Source organism: Paraburkholderia sp. C35, from assembly GCF_003121405.1.
Classification (GTDB): Bacteria; Pseudomonadota; Gammaproteobacteria; order Burkholderiales; family Burkholderiaceae; genus Paraburkholderia.
This window is the reverse complement of the sequence record NZ_QBUY01000008.1, coordinates 1-14,837: the sequence shown is the minus strand read 5'-3', so window position 1 is coordinate 14,837 and position 14,837 is coordinate 1. Positions and strand designations below refer to the sequence as shown.

Annotated in this window: 16 protein-coding genes; 9 read left to right on the top strand and 7 right to left on the bottom strand. The window is 61.1% G+C overall.

Annotation, left to right across the window (positions count from 1 at the left end; all coding sequences use genetic code 11):
* Positions 1-17: 17 nt before the first annotated feature.
* Positions 18-2,090 (bottom strand): GAF domain-containing sensor histidine kinase, encoded by a 2,073-nt coding sequence (locus DK391_RS07410; RefSeq protein WP_162600729.1) that lies wholly within the window; start codon positions 2,088-2,090, stop codon positions 18-20.
* Between the two features lie 356 nt (positions 2,091-2,446).
* On the opposite strand from DK391_RS07410, the gene DK391_RS07405 reads away from it, so the two are divergent.
* The gene (locus tag DK391_RS07405; RefSeq protein WP_109477353.1) at positions 2,447-2,839 is read left to right on the top strand and encodes an MAPEG family protein; all 393 of its coding nucleotides are present in this window, start codon (positions 2,447-2,449) and stop codon (positions 2,837-2,839) included.
* A 12-nt stretch (positions 2,840-2,851) separates the two neighbouring features.
* Here DK391_RS07405 and DK391_RS07400 read toward each other — a convergent pair whose 3' ends face one another.
* Complete coding sequence (locus DK391_RS07400) at positions 2,852-3,691, bottom strand: enoyl-CoA hydratase/isomerase family protein (protein ID WP_162600728.1); 840 nt, start codon at positions 3,689-3,691, stop codon at positions 2,852-2,854.
* A 115-nt stretch (positions 3,692-3,806) separates the two neighbouring features.
* Between DK391_RS07400 and DK391_RS45680 the strand changes: the two genes are divergently transcribed.
* Both DK391_RS45680 and DK391_RS07395 read left to right on the top strand, forming a co-directional pair.
* On the top strand, positions 3,807-4,187 hold the full coding sequence (locus DK391_RS45680) for a LysR family transcriptional regulator (protein WP_343225340.1): 381 nt from the start codon (positions 3,807-3,809) through the stop codon (positions 4,185-4,187).
* On the top strand, positions 4,118-4,774 hold the full coding sequence (locus DK391_RS07395; RefSeq protein ID WP_343225339.1) for a LysR substrate-binding domain-containing protein: 657 nt from the start codon (positions 4,118-4,120) through the stop codon (positions 4,772-4,774). The genes DK391_RS45680 and DK391_RS07395 overlap by 70 nt, the downstream gene beginning before the upstream one ends.
* Positions 4,775-4,951: 177 nt before the next feature.
* On the opposite strand, the gene DK391_RS07390 is transcribed toward DK391_RS07395, so the two are convergent.
* The 3 genes from DK391_RS07390 to DK391_RS07380 all read right to left on the bottom strand — a co-directional run bounded on the left by DK391_RS07390 (position 4,952) and on the right by DK391_RS07380 (position 7,886).
* On the bottom strand, positions 4,952-5,383 hold the full coding sequence (locus DK391_RS07390; protein ID WP_109477351.1) for a tautomerase family protein: 432 nt from the start codon (positions 5,381-5,383) through the stop codon (positions 4,952-4,954).
* Positions 5,384-5,527: 144 nt separating this feature from the next.
* Positions 5,528-6,424 (bottom strand): 3-keto-5-aminohexanoate cleavage protein, encoded by an 897-nt coding sequence (locus DK391_RS07385; protein WP_109477350.1) that lies wholly within the window; start codon positions 6,422-6,424, stop codon positions 5,528-5,530.
* 55 nt (positions 6,425-6,479) lie between these two features.
* Complete coding sequence (locus DK391_RS07380; RefSeq protein WP_109477349.1) at positions 6,480-7,886, bottom strand: NAD-dependent succinate-semialdehyde dehydrogenase; 1,407 nt, start codon at positions 7,884-7,886, stop codon at positions 6,480-6,482.
* Positions 7,887-8,042: 156 nt separating this feature from the next.
* Between DK391_RS07380 and DK391_RS07375 the strand changes: the two genes are divergently transcribed.
* The 5 genes from DK391_RS07375 to DK391_RS07355 all read left to right on the top strand — a co-directional run bounded on the left by DK391_RS07375 (position 8,043) and on the right by DK391_RS07355 (position 12,755).
* A complete protein-coding gene (locus tag DK391_RS07375; protein ID WP_109477348.1) occupies positions 8,043-8,339 on the top strand; it encodes a DUF1330 domain-containing protein in 297 nt (98 codons plus the stop codon).
* A gap of 81 nt (positions 8,340-8,420) precedes the next feature.
* Positions 8,421-9,197: an enoyl-CoA hydratase/isomerase family protein gene (locus tag DK391_RS07370; RefSeq protein WP_109477347.1), complete on the top strand. Its 777-nt coding sequence runs from the start codon at positions 8,421-8,423 to the stop codon at positions 9,195-9,197.
* A 1-nt stretch (position 9,198) separates the two neighbouring features.
* Complete coding sequence (locus tag DK391_RS07365) at positions 9,199-10,464, top strand: CoA transferase (RefSeq protein ID WP_109477346.1); 1,266 nt, start codon at positions 9,199-9,201, stop codon at positions 10,462-10,464.
* A gap of 142 nt (positions 10,465-10,606) precedes the next feature.
* Positions 10,607-11,968 carry an MFS transporter gene (locus DK391_RS07360; protein WP_109477345.1) on the top strand — a complete coding sequence of 454 codons (1,362 nt, stop codon included), beginning with the start codon at positions 10,607-10,609 and terminating at the stop codon, positions 11,966-11,968.
* Between the two features lie 58 nt (positions 11,969-12,026).
* Positions 12,027-12,755 (top strand): TetR/AcrR family transcriptional regulator, encoded by a 729-nt coding sequence (locus DK391_RS07355; RefSeq protein ID WP_239482741.1) that lies wholly within the window; start codon positions 12,027-12,029, stop codon positions 12,753-12,755.
* Positions 12,756-12,786: 31 nt separating this feature from the next.
* Here DK391_RS07355 and DK391_RS07350 read toward each other — a convergent pair whose 3' ends face one another.
* Positions 12,787-13,698, bottom strand: a complete 912-nt coding sequence (locus DK391_RS07350; RefSeq protein ID WP_109477344.1) for a CHAD domain-containing protein — start codon at positions 13,696-13,698, stop codon at positions 12,787-12,789.
* A 243-nt stretch (positions 13,699-13,941) separates the two neighbouring features.
* Between DK391_RS07350 and DK391_RS07345 the strand changes: the two genes are divergently transcribed.
* Positions 13,942-14,310, top strand: a complete 369-nt coding sequence (locus DK391_RS07345; protein WP_109477343.1) for an NUDIX domain-containing protein — start codon at positions 13,942-13,944, stop codon at positions 14,308-14,310.
* 83 nt (positions 14,311-14,393) lie between these two features.
* On the opposite strand, the gene DK391_RS07340 is transcribed toward DK391_RS07345, so the two are convergent.
* Positions 14,394-14,837 (bottom strand): AAA-associated domain-containing protein (locus DK391_RS07340; RefSeq protein WP_204117307.1); only part of this gene is annotated, 444 nt, incomplete at its 5' end.

The window sequence follows — 14,837 nt, the reverse complement described above, 5'->3', positions numbered from 1 at the left end:
GAGATCCTCATCGCCATTCACTCACACCCGGCGCAGGCGTCCTGCAACTGCACGGCGGCACGGTTCTGCTCCATCACAGATGCAGCACGGCATGGGAGCGAGAAGGCAAAGGTGGCACCGGATCCCTCGTTCGAGGTCGCCCAGATCCGGCCGCCATGACGTTCGACGATATGGCGGCTCACGGACAGGCCAATGCCCATTCCTTCGCGCTTGCTCGTGTAAAACGCGTCGAAGAGCCGGGCCGCGTCTTGGGGATCGAATCCTGTTCCTGTGTCGATCACGCTCACGCACAGGTGGCCAGCGCCGTCGCGGTCGATCCTGACGAGGATGCGTCGCGGACGCTCGCCCACGCCCTGCATCGCCTCGACCGCGTTGAGCAGCAGATTCAGCACGACCTGCTGCAACTGAATCCTGTCGCCCGTCACAGGAGGCAGATCGCCGGCTATCTTCAGATGCAGGACGATCCGCTTCCTGCGTATCTCGCTGCGCAGCAACTCGATCACTTCATGGACGGCTTCGCCCAGATCCACGGCATCCGTCAGCGCGACGTCCTTCCTGAACATCGCGCGCAGGCGGGTCACCACCTCCGAAGCGCGCTGCCCGTCGCGGATCGTGCGTTGCGCCGTTTCGAGCGCAGCGTCGATATTGGGCGGCTGCGCACCCAGCAGGCGCACCAGCAGGCGGGCGTTGGTCAGGATGCCCGCCAGCGGCTGATTGATCTCATGGGCAATCGATGCAGACAGCGCACCCAGCCCGTTGACGCGGCTGACGTGCGCGAGTTCTGCGCGCAAGCCGTACACCGCGTCTTCCGATTGCCTGCGTTCCGTTACGTCCTGCACCGCGCCGATGTAGTCGAGATGACCGTGTGCACCGAAGGTCGCATGCGCCTGCATGCGCACGTACCGGATCGAACCATCAGGCAGGAGCAGACGGTAATCGCACTCCATGTCTTCGGCATCGTGGGCGTGCTCCAGCGCGTTGTCGACGATGTGGCGATCGTCTGGGTGAACGCGCGCCACAATGAGATCCATCGTGATCTTTGTCCCCGGCTCGATTTCGTAGATCCGGTAAATCTGCTCGGAACAGCTGATACCGCCCGTCGAAGGACGCCAGCAGAAACTTCCGCTCAAGCTGATCTGCTCGACTTTGGCCATCAGGGCCGCACTTTTCCACAGCTGCTCGGCAGCCTGCCTGCGTGCCGTGATGTCGCGCGTCACGCCCAGTTGCACAATCGATCCATCGCTGTGCTGTAATGGCGCGGCGTGCGTTTCCATGTGGCGGCGCTCGCCGTTCAACGTGACGATGTCGAACTCCAGAAAGCCTGTCTTGCCCGAGCATATCTCGCGATTGAACTCGACATAGCGGTCGCGATGTTCTGCCGCGACGAAATCGTAGAAGCACGCTCCGATCAGTGCAGCGGGATCGCCGGTTCCCGCCAGCGTGCTTCCTGCGGAGTTGACCCGCAGCAGCGTGCCGTCGCGCGTGATCACTTTCACGCACTCTGGCGTCGTCTCGACGATCGCACGAAAGCACGCCTCGCTTCTCCCCAACGACCGATCGATTCTTGCGCGCTCCATCGCTACGCTCACGATGTGCGCGAACTCCGCCATCACATCACGCTGAAATGGATCGGGTTGTCCCGGTACTGGCGAATACAGCGCGAGATTCCCCAGCACGTCGTGGGTGCGCGACAGGATCGGTGTCACCCAGCAGGCGCGCCGGCCTGCGGCGACGCTTCGTTCGCGCCACGCCTGCGGCCAGCGGGTATCCGACGCGATATCCGGCACGATGATGGGCGCGCTCCGGGAGCTTGCCCGATCATAGGATCTCAATTCCGCGCAGACGAGATCAACATTAGCTTCCGTGTCGCCATGCATGAGACTCGGTGCGCCCACTCGCAGCGATCTCATGGTGTCGGGATCGGTCAGCGAGATTCCGCAGCGGCACCCGCTCACCAGTTTCTCTACCAGTTGCCGCATTTCATTCAGTACTGCGGGCAATGGCAAGCCCACGGCAATCATTTCTAGCAGGCGCTGTCCACCTAGCAAGCGTGCGTCCACAGACTGGCGGCCTTCGATGTCGATTTGCATGACAATCCAGAAAACGGTTCGCCTTTTTGTCTCGCGGCGAAATGCGATGAATGCGTGACTATCGACACAAGCAAAAACGCCTTGAAATACCGGCAAATCTGCAATCATCAGACAGTCGTGTTCGTCTGCTGCGCACGCCCGTATTAAGCTTAGCTATCCCAATCCTATGAGAAATACGGGTAACGACGTGCATATGCACACAGTATAACCATCAAGATTCAATACTTGCTTGCGGGATGCCAGCATGTCGCCAATACCATCGTGCAATAGCACCCTTCTGTGAATTCAACGTAACCTTGTTTCAGGGACGACGACAGTCCCATTCACGAGCCAATCCTACTTTCAAGGCACATTCAATGAATAGCACCGCCCTGGTCTGCACCGCTCTACTGGGATTGAACTTATTCCTTCTCGGGCTGGCCATCTCGATCGAGCGCACCCGAAACGGCATCCTCAGCGGCTATGCGCCCGAGCCGGACCGCCTGCTCACCAAACTGGTCCGTGCTCACGGCAATACAGCTGAATATGCGCCGTTTCTGGCCGTGCTCTTTCTCTACATTGGCATGCGCAACCCAACTGACTGGCAGGTCTGGTGCATGGCCGGCGCGACAGCATGCCGGCTGCTGCTGGTGGTCGCCCTCGTTGCGTGGCCGACCATGTCGAAGCCCAATCCCGCCCGCGCCATCGCCGCGATGGGAACGTACGCGTTCGGCATCGCGCTCTGTATTGGGTTGCTGCAGGGGCATTGATCACGATTGGCGCTACGCGCTTCGAATGGGCGTGGCGTCATCGAGTTCGCCGAGCAGACGCGCGAGATCCAGCTCCGCTTCACGCGTCTGGAAGCCACGCGCGACCGCATCAGCCATCCGGCGCTGCGCAGCCTCGCTCCGCACGTTTTGCCCAAAGAGTTCGGAGTCGCGCCGGAAATCGTCGAGCGGCGCGAGTGAAATAGCGTTCACGCGCTCCTTGACGATAGCGTGCCCAGCCGCAGGAAAGCGCGCGATGCGGCGTGCAAGCGACTCAACGTGCGCATCGAGTTCTGCGGCAGGAAGCGCGCGATTGATCCATCCATAGCGTTCGGCGATATCCGCGTCATAGTCCGACGCACTCAACATCACTTCCAGCGCCCTGCCTCGCCCCATCAGGCGAGTCAGGAACTGCGCCGCGCCGCCGCCGGGAATCAGTCCGAACGCAGCCTCCATCTGGCTGAATACGGCCGTCTCGCGTGCCGCGAAGCGCATGTCGCAGGCCAGCACGAATTCGCTTCCCGCGCCCCGCACGCGCCCTTCGATCTGCGCAATGGAGACAAGACGGCTAGCGCTCAGGTGACGAAACAGCAGCGCAATCGATGGTTCGCCTGTCAATTTCGCGGCTTCGTCGCGGTACTCCTTCACCTTGTTCACATCGACGTGGGAGATGAAGTAGTCGGGGTCGGCGCTGCGGAACACCAGCACCTTGACCGTGTCGTCGGCTTCCGCTGCGCGGATCAGCGCGACCAGATCATGCACGAGTGCCGGGCCAAGCAGATTCATGGGCGGCGCGGCGATTTCGACGAACAGAACCGCGCCGTCGCGGTTCACTTTGAGCGTATCGAGCAACATGGGCGACGTCCTCGGGGTAACTACCGGCAGCTCCGGAAAGCGACAATCTATGCCTCTGCCGGGCTCACCGGTAGCCGGTAGAATTGGGAACCCTCCTTTCTTTGGTGGAAGGCACATGAATCGACTCGAGGCGATGGTGATCCTGCTGGCGGCGATCGACACGGGCAGCCTCTCCGCCGCAAGCCGGAAACTCAACATTCCGCTGGCTACCGTGAGCCGTCGCGTATCGGAACTGGAGGCGCACCTGAACGTGCGGCTGGTCGTGCGCGGCACCCGCAGTTTGACTCTCACGGAGGCCGGACGCGGCTATGTGGCCTCGTGCCGGCGCGTGCTCGAAGACATCGCGGAAATCGAGCGTACGACTTCCGGCGAATACCACGCACCACAAGGCGAACTGGTCGTCAGCATGCCGCCCGTGCTGGGCGCATGCATGTTATGCCTGTCATCGTCGAGTTTCTGCGTGCGTTTCCGCGTATCCGTATGCGCGTGCAAATGACGGACCGCCTGGTCAATCTGCTGGAAGAGCGCGTCGATCTGGTGCTGCGCGTTGGCGAGCAGCCAGACAGCAGGCTAAACAGCACGCGCATCGGCCTGCTCGGGCAAATGGTGTGCGCCAGCCCCGCCTACCTCGCGGCGCACGGCACGCCCACGAAACCGGATCATCTGCTGTCGCACGACTGCATCGCGTATGAAGCCTATGCCGTGGGCAGCAACTGGGCGTTTCAGTCGAAAGCACGAACCATCGAAGTCGAAGTGCCGTCGAGGCTGTTCGTCAATTCAGTGGAGGCTGCAGTCGTCGCTGCCGTGGAAGGGGCTGGCATCGCACGCCTGGCGTCATACCAGATCGAGGCGTTGCTCGAATCCGGCAAGCTCGTGCGGCTGCTGGAAGCCTTCGATCCGAAACCTATGCCAATCCATCTGATGTATGCGGGTCAGGGACAGATTCCGCTCAAGCTGCGAGCTTTCATCGATTTCGCTGTGCCTGTATTGCGAAAGAGGCTGGGTCTTGCGGCTGAAACTGAATCGCGAAAGGCAAATCCGGCGCGCAAACGCGCGAAGCATTCGGCTGCATCGGCTCGTTAGACAGGCCGTCAGTGAATACCTCTCATCTGTCTTGTCATGCAACCGTTGGAACGCATGGATGCCCAGACCTCCAGCTTCGGTCATACGTCCGTGCCGCTATCGGGCAACGCCCAACCAGACTGCGGCCAATGCCCGGCATTGACCGCAGTCCATCCATTAGATGGCTTGCAGCGCGCGTCAACCCTCGCTCGGATCAAAAGCCGAAGCCCGGTTCTCGCGTTTCCATTTCTTCTCGGCTTCCGTATCGGGCCGCGGCGGGCGAATGCCGTCGATCAACCACAGCTCGCGCGGCGTTTCCCCCACATGCAATTCATAGTGATAGCCGCGTTCCTGAACGAACGGCGCAATCGCGGCATTGGCCTTGCGTAGCCAGGACTCCGTCCATTCGACATCTTTGGAGATGTGCCGCGCGAATTGATCCAGCCGGATTCTGACGAAGTCCTCTCGCGATTCGCCTCCCATGAAGAACGAGTCTTTCGGTTGCTCATGAAACAGCACGCCGACATAGAAGCGCGGGATGATGTAAATGTCGGCGATCCGATTCGACATCTCCAGTTTGTCTTCCGGCGTGTAGGCGCCGACAGGATGATAGATATTCCACAAAGGCATCGTTGTCTCCATACATCGATAGATGCCGCGTTGCTTATGTCGGAACATTCGGGTCTTTTGCGTGACGCGAAGAATCCGACATCAGCGAGGCGGCGATATAGGTAGACCAAGCATAGGCTACCGGTTAAAAACCATGCATTGCAGCTACACGGTGGCCTGTTTGCGAGGCGCAATGCCGAGAATGCTGCGTGCCTCGTCAGGCGTCGCCACCTCGGCGCCGATGCTCCTGACGATACTAACCGCGCGCTTGACTAGCGACGCATTGCCCGGCGCGAGTTCGCCTTTCGCCAGATACAGGTTGTCTTCGAGTCCGACGCGGACATTGCCACCCAGAATCACGCTCTGCGCCACGATCGGAAACTGGGCACGCGAAATACCGAATGCCGACCAGCGCGCGTTATCCGGCAGATAGCGCTTCATCTCCAGCAGGCTCTCGGTGTCGGCCGATGCGCCCCAGGGCACGCCGAGGCACAACTGAAAAACAGGCGACTGCAGGATTCCGTATGTTTCGATCAGATGCCGTGCGAGACGGATATGCCCCAGATCGAATGCTTCGATTTCAATCTTCACGCCAGCCTGTTCGATCAGTTTCGCCATCTTCACCAGATGATCCGGCACGTTCACGAAGGCGCGATTGCCGAAGTTCATCGTCGCGACATCGAGTGTGCAGATTTCCGGGCGCAATTCGAGTACATGTTGCACGCGAGCCTCGGGTGTCATCATCGTGCTGAGTTCGCTGCCGCGGTTCGGGTCTTCATCGCTCGGAACGAAACGCGCGCCTGGCCCTGTGGTCAGATTGATCAATATCGGGCATCCACTCGCACGGATGCGCGATACGACTTCCGCGTAATGCGCCACGTCCGTGCTCGGCGCACCGGTCCGGGGATGGCGGACGTGAATGTGCGCGATGCTCGCGCCGGCTTCACAGGCCGCTATCGCTTCGTTGGCAATCTGCTCGGGCGTGATGGGCACGGCGGGATTGATCCGGAATGTGTCGTCGCTGCCAGTCAGCGCACAGCTGATGATCGTCTTGCTTGTCATGGTGTGGGTTCGAATGAAAGATGAATAAAGTGTCGCCGTGGAGCGCCCCATGTCGTCAGGCAGCGCGCGCGGGACCGAACGGCGCAGCGCCGACGGGCGCGACCCTGATGAGCTTCTTGTTGACGAATTCGTCGCAGCCGAGTTGCGACAGCTCGCGGCCGAAACCCGAGCGCTTGACGCCGCCAAAAGGCAGTTCCGGCGCAGTGCCGAAAGGCTGGTTGATAAACACCATGCCGCTTTCGATCTGCGCCGCCACCCGCTCGCCATGTTCCGTGTCGGCAGTGAACACCGACGCGCCGAGTCCATACGGTGTGCCATTCGCAAGCGCGATTGCGGCGGCCTCATCCTCGACGATGTAAAACGCGGCGACGGGACCGAACAGCTCTTCCGCAAAGATGGGATTGGTCGGCGCGATCCCGGCGAGAACAGTCGGCTGCAGGTAGAAGCCCGGACGCTCGACACGCTTGCCGCCACACACGACCCGCGCGCCGTGCGACACCGCGCGATCGATCTGTGCCAGCAGCAGCGTCAACGCGCGCTCTGACGAAAGCGGTGCAACGGATGTCGATGGATCAGCGGGATCGCCTGTCTTGAGGGCAGTCATCTGTCTGGCGAAGCCTTCGAGAAAGGCCTCGCCGCGCGTCTTGCCGACCACGATGATGCGCTTGGAACCTACGCAGCACTGCCCCGCGTTCAGCATGCGGCCCGCGACAGCGCTCTGGATCGCCCAGTCGAGCGGCGCATCTTCGAGCACGATGAAGGGATCGCTGCCGCCCAGTTCGAGCACGACCTTCTTCAGATTGCGCCCCGCGCGTTCGGCGACGGCGGCGCCGGCGCGCTCGCTGCCCGTCAACGTCACGCCCTGCACACGCGGATCGTCGATGACGCGGCCTGCCTGTTCGATTGAAATGAACAGATTCGTGTAGACGCCTTCGGGCGCGCCTGCCTCTTCAAAAAGCCGCGCAAAAGCCAGTGCGGATTGCGGCACGCTTTCCGCATGCTTGAGCAGCAGCACGTTGCCCACCATCAGTTGCGGGCCGGCGACGCGCGCGATCTGGTAGTACGGGAAGTTCCACGGCTCGATGCCGAACAGCACGCCGATCGGCTCGATATGCACGGCCGAGCCAGGCGCTTCAGCAAGCGCTCGCGGCTGCAGATACGCTTGTGCATGCTTTGCGTAGTAGTCGAGTATGTTGGCCGCCGACTCCACCTCCTTACGCGCCTCGCCGCTGCGTTTGCCCATTTCCAGCGTCAGATAACCGGCATATTCATCGACCTTGTCCCGCAACAGCGCGGCAGCGCGCGACACGATGCGCGCCCGCTCGTCAACCGGGCGACGGCGCCAGTCGGTTTCATACGCACGCTGCGCCGCGGCGAGTTTTTCTTCGAGCAATGTGTCCGATATGTCATCGAAGGTGGCGAGCAGTTCGCCCGAAGCAGGATTGATAGTGGTGTACGGCATGAAGTTCTCCGCAGAAAAATTGAGTCATTGCATCGATTTATGTTAGCACCGTTAACACTCGTTCTGCCCAGCACTTTCGGCCCAGGAATTACCCTCATTGAAGTTTATGTTAACGCCGTTACCATTGTCCTGTACTTCATCGACTGAGGAAGCGAAATGGCAAAGGGATACTGGGTGGCTGCGTATCGCGCAGTCCACGATGCAAGCAGGCTGGCAGCGTACGGCGTGCTCGCGACAGACGTGGTGAAAGCAGCAGGCGGGAAGTTTCTGGTGCGCGGCGGCGAGGTCGTGGCGTTCCAGGCGGGCCTCAAGGAACGCACGGTCGTGGTCGAATTTCCGAGCTTCGAACTGGCGCTCGCCACCTTCCAGAGCGACGCCTATCAGAAAGCGCTGGACGTACTCGGCGATGGCGCCGAACGGGACGCACGCGTCGTGGCCGGTCTCGACGACTGAATGCGTCGCGCGCCGTCGCGGCCTTATTTTTTATCCAAATGTTAATGTTATTAACATAAATACCGAAGAAATGGAGCAAGCATGGACGAACCCATTGTTCTGAGAGAACTCAAAGGTCATGTCACGGTTCTCACGATGAACCGTCGCCCGCATAACCTGATGGGGCCGACGCTGTACCGCGCCCTGCTCGATGAGTTCGACGCGGCCGTGAAACGCGGCTCGCGCGCCATCCTGCTGCGCAGCGGCCTGCGCCACTTTTCGGCGGGCGCAGAAGTGTCGCTCTTTCCTGATCGCATTGCGAAGCAAGGCAAGGCGCTGATGGATCCGCTGGACGTATTGCGCGGCTTCGAGACGCTGCCTATCCCGATCGTCGTCGCGGTGAACGGCACCTGTCTCGGTGGCGGCTTCGAAGTGGCGCTGGCCTGCGATTACAGCGTGGTTGCGGAATCGGCCAAGATCGGCTCCGTCGAAGTCGCGCTCGGTCTGCATCCGCTGCTCGGCGGCATCCAGCGTCAGGTGATGCGCGCCGGCCCGGCACGTGCCAAAGAACTGGCGATGCTCGGCCGCCGTTACGATGCGGCCACGCTCGAACGCTGGGGCCTCATCAATCTGGTCGTGCCCGACGACAAACTCGATGAAGTCGCCTTGTCGATTGCACAGGAACTGGCGGCGGGCCCGACCGTCGCGCATGCAGCCACCAAGCAACTCGTACGGGTCGCCGTCAACGAGGGCATCGCTGCCGCCGATGAGGCGATGTTCGAGGTGCAAAAGCCGATCTGGGCATCGCACGATATCAGGCGTGGACTGGAGGCCTTCAATGCGGCCGGCCCCGGCACGGCCATTTTCGAAGGAAACTGACATGGCCGGACCACTCGAAGGACTCAAGGTCGTCGATTTTTCGCGCGTGCTCGCCGGTCCGCTGTGTGCACGGACCCTTGCCGATCTCGGCGCCGATGTGATCAAGATCGAGCCGCCGCGGCCGGACGTGTCGCGTGCGGCGTTCCCGAATCGCGATGGCATGTCGGGCTACTACGCGCAGCAGAACAGCGGCAAGCGCAACGTCAGCATCGATCTGAACGTGCCGCACGCACGCGAACTCGTGCTGCGCCTGTGCGACGAGGCCGACATCATCGTCGAGAATTTTCGGGCGGGCACGCTCAAGGGGTTCGGACTCGACTACGACACGCTCGCGAAGCGCAATCCCAGGCTGGTCTATGTATCGATCACGGGCTACGGCCAGCACGGCCCGTGGGCTTCACGCATGGCGTACGCGCCGACGGTGCAGGCCGAAGCCGGGTTCACGCACAACACGCTGCGCCATTTCGAAAGCGCAGGCGATGACCGCCGATGGACCGATCCCCTCTCGCACGCGGACGTCTACGCCGGTCTGCAGGCGACGATCGCCGTGCTCGCCGCTGTGCGCAAACGGGAAGTGACGGGGCGCGGCCAGTATATCGATGTCGCGATGGCGGCCGTGATGCTGTCCATCAACGAGCGTGCGCACCTCGATCTCGCGGGTATCGATACGGGTGCGGAACCCGGCATTCTCGGTGCCGCCGACGGTCCACATTTCGTCGGCCCTGGTGGCGAGGAGTTCGTGGCGGCGCAGAGTATTGTCGGCAGCAATACCTTCACGAACTATTTGCGCGCGATGCGCCGGATCGACCTCGCGCAAGATCCGCGCTTTTGCACCGCTGAACGCCGCTTGCAGAACTACAAGGCCCTGCACGCACTGATCCAGACATGGATGCTGTCGTTCCGCGATCTCAAGACGCTCGATGCGCAACTCGACGAATCCAAGATCGCAATCGGCCAGATTCGCACGCTTAAGGAACTGGCGGAAACGGACTGGGCAAAGCAATGGGGTGCCGTGCAGGAAGTCCCGGATCGTAGCGGCGGTTCGTATCTGCTGCACGGCTATCCGTGGCATTTCTCCGACGACGATCTCGGCATGCGCAGCGCGCCCGCGTTCAGGGGTGAACACAACGAGCAGGTGTTCCGCGAAGCAGGTCTGGACGATGCCGAGATCCGGCATGCGATCGACGTGGGCATTCTCCTGGGCGGCCCGCCGCCGTCGGCCGTGAAGATCGACACCGTGGATCTTGCGGAAGCGCAGTCCATCTAGGCACGACCACCTGTCGCGCTGCCGGCCGTCGTGAGCAAACGCAACCGACAAGCGCGACAGGTAGCGCCCTGCACACAAGCCGCCACCGTTTTCACAACAGGCGATGTGCGCACTTATCTCACGCAACACATCGGAGGAGCGAATGGAAGGGGTGAAGCAAGCGGGTATAGACGGTTCATCGCCAGATAGCGCCCTCCTGCGCAAGGCTTATGCTTCTGCGCAATGGAGAATATTGCCGATCCTGTTCGGCTTATGGATGCTGGCGTGGGTCGGGCGCTCGAATGTCGCCTTCGCGAAGCTGCAGATGATCACTGATCTGCGGTTCAGCGAAACGGTATATGGATTGGGTGCGGGTCTTTTCTTCATCGGCTATGTGCTGTTCGGCATTCCGACAACCATGCTGCAGAAGAAGTTCGGTGCGCGCGCGGTGCTTGCCGGTATCGCGGGCGGCTGGGGTTTGACGAGCGTAGCGATGACGGTCGTCGACAACGCACCGACGTTCTACGCGCTGCGATTTCTGCTCGGCGTATTCGAAGCGGGTTTTTATCCCGGTGTGGTGCTGTACTTCAATGCGTGGTTCGCGGGAAAACGGCGCACCCGCAATTTCAGCATCTTCCATTCAGGCTCGCTGTTCTCGACGGTCACGATCGGCCTGATGGGAGGATTCGCACTCGAACATCTGAACGGACTGTTCGGGCTTCAGGGCTGGCGCTGGATGTTCTTCACTCAGGCACTCCCCACCGTCGCGCTGGCGTGCGTTGCGTTCGCGCTCCTTCCCGATCTGCCACGCAGCGCAAAATGGCTGTCGCCTCGGCAACGCCAGCTTATCGAAGACGATCTCCGTGACCACGCCGAAACGACTGACGACATTGGCAACGACGAGCGCTCACTACTCCTGAACCCGGCTGTCTGGATCCTGAGTGCCGCTTACTTCTGCCTGCTTGCCGCAACGGCGGCGCTATTTTTCTTCTCTCCTACGATCCTTCGTGAGGCCGGTTTCGGCGGATACCGGGAGATTGGCAGCGCAGTGGCGGGCGCCTGCATGCTCGGGGCAATCGGCAATGTGCTCATCTGCAGCATTGGCGGCGCACCGCACCGCCGACGGCTGTTCTGCGCGCTCGCCTCGTTCTTCACGGCGGTCAGCCTGTCGGGGCTTGTATTGGTCTGGCACAGCAGCACGATCGCGACATTCCTGCTGCTCGTGCTCGGCTTCGCTGGAACAGGCGCGGGCATTACGCTGTTCTGGCAGATGTCCGTCGGCCTGCTCAGCGGCAAATCGCTGGTGGTTGGCGTGCCGTTGATCAGCTCGGTCGCCAACGTCGCGGGATTCGTCACGCCGCTTCTGATCGGCTACGTTCGCGATGCCACGGGAACCTATGCGAGCGGATTCGTCATGGTGGCCTGCGTGCAGGCGCTCGGCGTGATCGTGCTTCTGTTCGGCGTGCAACGCGTTATCAGCAGGCGCTCGCGCGTTGACGATCTGCCCGCTCAACGGGCCACGTAATCCGCAATATTGCGTGCCTCTCCGAGCGGAATTTATAATCGTTTCCTTGATTTGCTCCTTGAACAAAGATCACGTGAGTCCGAAGCCATCTATCGCGAAGAACGCGGATTACCATCACGGCAATCTGCGCAACGCGCTTATCGAAGCGGGGCGCAGCGCGCTCATGGAGGTCTCGGCACAAGACCTGAGCCTGCGATCTCTCGCGCGTATGGTGGGGGTGTCGGAAGCGGCGCCGTCGCGGCATTTTGCGGGTATCGACGAACTGCTGGCCACGATCGCGGCAAGCGGCTACCGTGATCTCGCTGCACTGCGGGTTGCCATCCGCGACAGCGACGATACGGCGCTCACCAAAGCGTATCGGATGATGCGGGTCTATATCGAGTTCGCGCAGCGCCACAACGGGCTGTTCAGCCTGATGATCGGGCCACGCATCGTGGCCCATCAGGCGTACCCGGAACTCATCGAGGAAAGTAACCGCTCTTTCGGTCTGTTCTCCGACACCATCGAAGCGCTGGCCATCGAAAGTGGCTGGAGCCAGGCCGATCTGAAGCTGGTGACGCATGCGGCGTGGAGCATGGAGCACGGCCTCGCCACGCTGCTGCTGGCGAACCGCGCGCCGCGCGCCGACACCAAAGTGGCTATCCCCAGGTTGATTGAATTCGTCGTGATGACGGCACTCAGCGCCATCACGGCGGGCCCGGAGCATCTGCAGCAAGTCATCCAGCAATGCGGCCTCGTCGAGAAGCCTGCGGGTGCGCGCACGGCGCGAAAGACGGCTAAGGCGTAATCATGCGGTACTCACTGGCTTGAATACGGGCTCAGGCCATAATATCCCGCACCCGCTGCGAAGCGGCCTGCATGCGCTGGTACTTCTGCTCTTCCAGCCAGCGCAGCGATGCCTGCACGACTTCGGGTGGGACATCGCTGAATGACGTGCTGCGGATCAGTGTCTCGCTGGCGGCGATGTCGTTGAAGCGCCCCAACTCGTCCTGCACGGACGTCAATGCCTTGATGGTGCGGCCCTGCCCGCCCTTGATAACAGGCTGAAAGAACTCGAGCAGATAACGGAGTCTTTTCCCCGCCTTGCGCACATCGTGAAGATTTTCTTCGTGCGTGATCTCGTCGCGAGCGGCCAGTTTGCTGCGCTTTTGAAGCGAGCGCTGCGCCAGCCTGACGCGCTTTTCGGCAAAGGCGCGAACAGGACGGTCACGGCACTCGGACTGCAAGATGGTCTGCGCGCGAAGCAGCACCTCGTTGAGGAACGTTTCGACATGGTCGGCTTGAATCATTGTCCGGCTATGCAATACCGCTTGCGCACGTTTCTCACGTGCCGCCATGACGAGGGGATCGATCGATGCACCCGATTCCTGCGCGGCCTTCAGCAGATCGCCCGCAATGTCCCAGTCGCGCGTGACGCCCGCCATGGCCGCGAGGCGCTTGAATTCTTCCGTGGCCTGTGCGGTTGCCTCCGCGCCGAGATAAGGGGAATACGCCCAGAACAGGGCACGCAATTTCCGGAAGGCGACGCGAAGTTGATGAAAACCTTCGACATCGCTGCTGGTGGAGAGTGCTTTCGCGCGTTGCACGGCCTCGGCGACAACAGGCGTTGCCAGCGAAGAAAACGTGCTGGCGATCGAACTCGTTTTTGAAAGCGATGGACCCGTCGCTTTTCGGTCAACCTTGAATAGCGCGTTGAGCCTCGGCAAAGGCCAGTCACCATCCATATCCATTTGAGCCTCAAATCGGACGAAAAAGTTCTGCCGAGACCTTATCACATCAATTCGCGCGTACAGCAAATATTGTGACGCCTTGATGAAATATTGTATGGCCTGTGGCGAGTGAGTCGGCTTTCGATTATGTCTTTGCCACTCATGCATATTTATGTACTAGGATACCGGGCTAAGTCAGTATCGCCGCATGTACTGGCGCAACGAGTGTCCCCTAATAATCTGGAATACAAGCGGGAGTCCGGTTTGAAGAAACGCGCCACCGTGATCTGTCGTAGAGGCAAGCGAATTCTTCTGGTCGCACGTAATCAATCGAAGTGGGCATTACCGGGCGGAATCCTCAAGCAGGGGGAGCACAGCGCGGTCGCCGCGCTTCGTGAACTCAAGGAGGAAACGCGGCTGGCCGGGAAATCGGCCAAACATCTCTTCGATTTCCGCGGCAAGCAGAAGCACCATCACGTGTTCGCCTGCGAAATCCCGAATCGCGCCAAAGCGCGTCCCAGCAATGAAATCGCGAAGTGCCGCTGGGTTCACCTCGACGACATCGCGCGCCTCATGACCAGCCGACCGACGAACAATATCGTCAAGCTCATGAGTCAGCGGCGCAGGAAATAAGCCGGAAATAAGCCGGATTGTGCGGCCGGCGCCGCGTGGTCATCGCGCCCGGTCGTGCTTCGCAACCGAAACCACTGCCACGCTCAGGCTTCGACGTCCGCGAGACTGAAGACTTCCGTCTTGTCGGTGTACGAGAAAATCTCGGCATAGCGACCCCAGTCGATCACGGCATCGAGCACGTCCTGCGCAACCTCGTCGACGATAAAGTCTTCCAGCTCCTGTTCGAAGCGCACGCGCGGCGCACGGTGTCCCCGACGTTCGTCGAGCACTTCCTTGATGCGTGCAGCCAGCGGCACCTGGCGCAGCAGATGTTTCGCAAACAGCGCCTTGCGCTCCTGGGTTCCCAGATCGGCAAACTCGCGGCCGGCCGGTGTGAGGATCACATCGCCTTCACGCATGTCGGCGAAAGCGAGATGCTGCAGCACTTCGGCGATCGGGAACAGATCGTCCACTTCCAGATGCAGCGAGCGCGCGATTTCCGGCATGTCCGCGCGTCCGTTGTACGGCGCCGCTGCCAGCATTTCGAG

Bases quoted from the DNA above. Each gene is read 5' to 3' on its own strand.
- DK391_RS07410 (WP_162600729.1), bottom strand. From the start codon at position 2,090: ATGCAAATCGACATCGAAGGCCGCCAGTCTGTGGACGCACGCTTGCTA.
- DK391_RS07405 (WP_109477353.1), top strand. From the start codon at position 2,447: ATGAATAGCACCGCCCTGGTCTGCACCGCTCTACTGGGATTGAACTTA.
- DK391_RS07400 (WP_162600728.1), bottom strand. From the start codon at position 3,691: ATGTTGCTCGATACGCTCAAAGTGAACCGCGACGGCGCGGTTCTGTTC.
- DK391_RS45680 (WP_343225340.1), top strand. From the start codon at position 3,807: ATGAATCGACTCGAGGCGATGGTGATCCTGCTGGCGGCGATCGACACG.
- DK391_RS07395 (WP_343225339.1), top strand. From the start codon at position 4,118: ATGCATGTTATGCCTGTCATCGTCGAGTTTCTGCGTGCGTTTCCGCGT.
- DK391_RS07390 (WP_109477351.1), bottom strand. From the start codon at position 5,383: ATGCCTTTGTGGAATATCTATCATCCTGTCGGCGCCTACACGCCGGAA.
- DK391_RS07385 (WP_109477350.1), bottom strand. From the start codon at position 6,424: ATGACAAGCAAGACGATCATCAGCTGTGCGCTGACTGGCAGCGACGAC.
- DK391_RS07380 (WP_109477349.1), bottom strand. From the start codon at position 7,886: ATGCCGTACACCACTATCAATCCTGCTTCGGGCGAACTGCTCGCCACC.
- DK391_RS07375 (WP_109477348.1), top strand. From the start codon at position 8,043: ATGGCAAAGGGATACTGGGTGGCTGCGTATCGCGCAGTCCACGATGCA.
- DK391_RS07370 (WP_109477347.1), top strand. From the start codon at position 8,421: ATGGACGAACCCATTGTTCTGAGAGAACTCAAAGGTCATGTCACGGTT.
- DK391_RS07365 (WP_109477346.1), top strand. From the start codon at position 9,199: ATGGCCGGACCACTCGAAGGACTCAAGGTCGTCGATTTTTCGCGCGTG.
- DK391_RS07360 (WP_109477345.1), top strand. From the start codon at position 10,607: ATGGAAGGGGTGAAGCAAGCGGGTATAGACGGTTCATCGCCAGATAGC.
- DK391_RS07350 (WP_109477344.1), bottom strand. From the start codon at position 13,698: ATGGATATGGATGGTGACTGGCCTTTGCCGAGGCTCAACGCGCTATTC.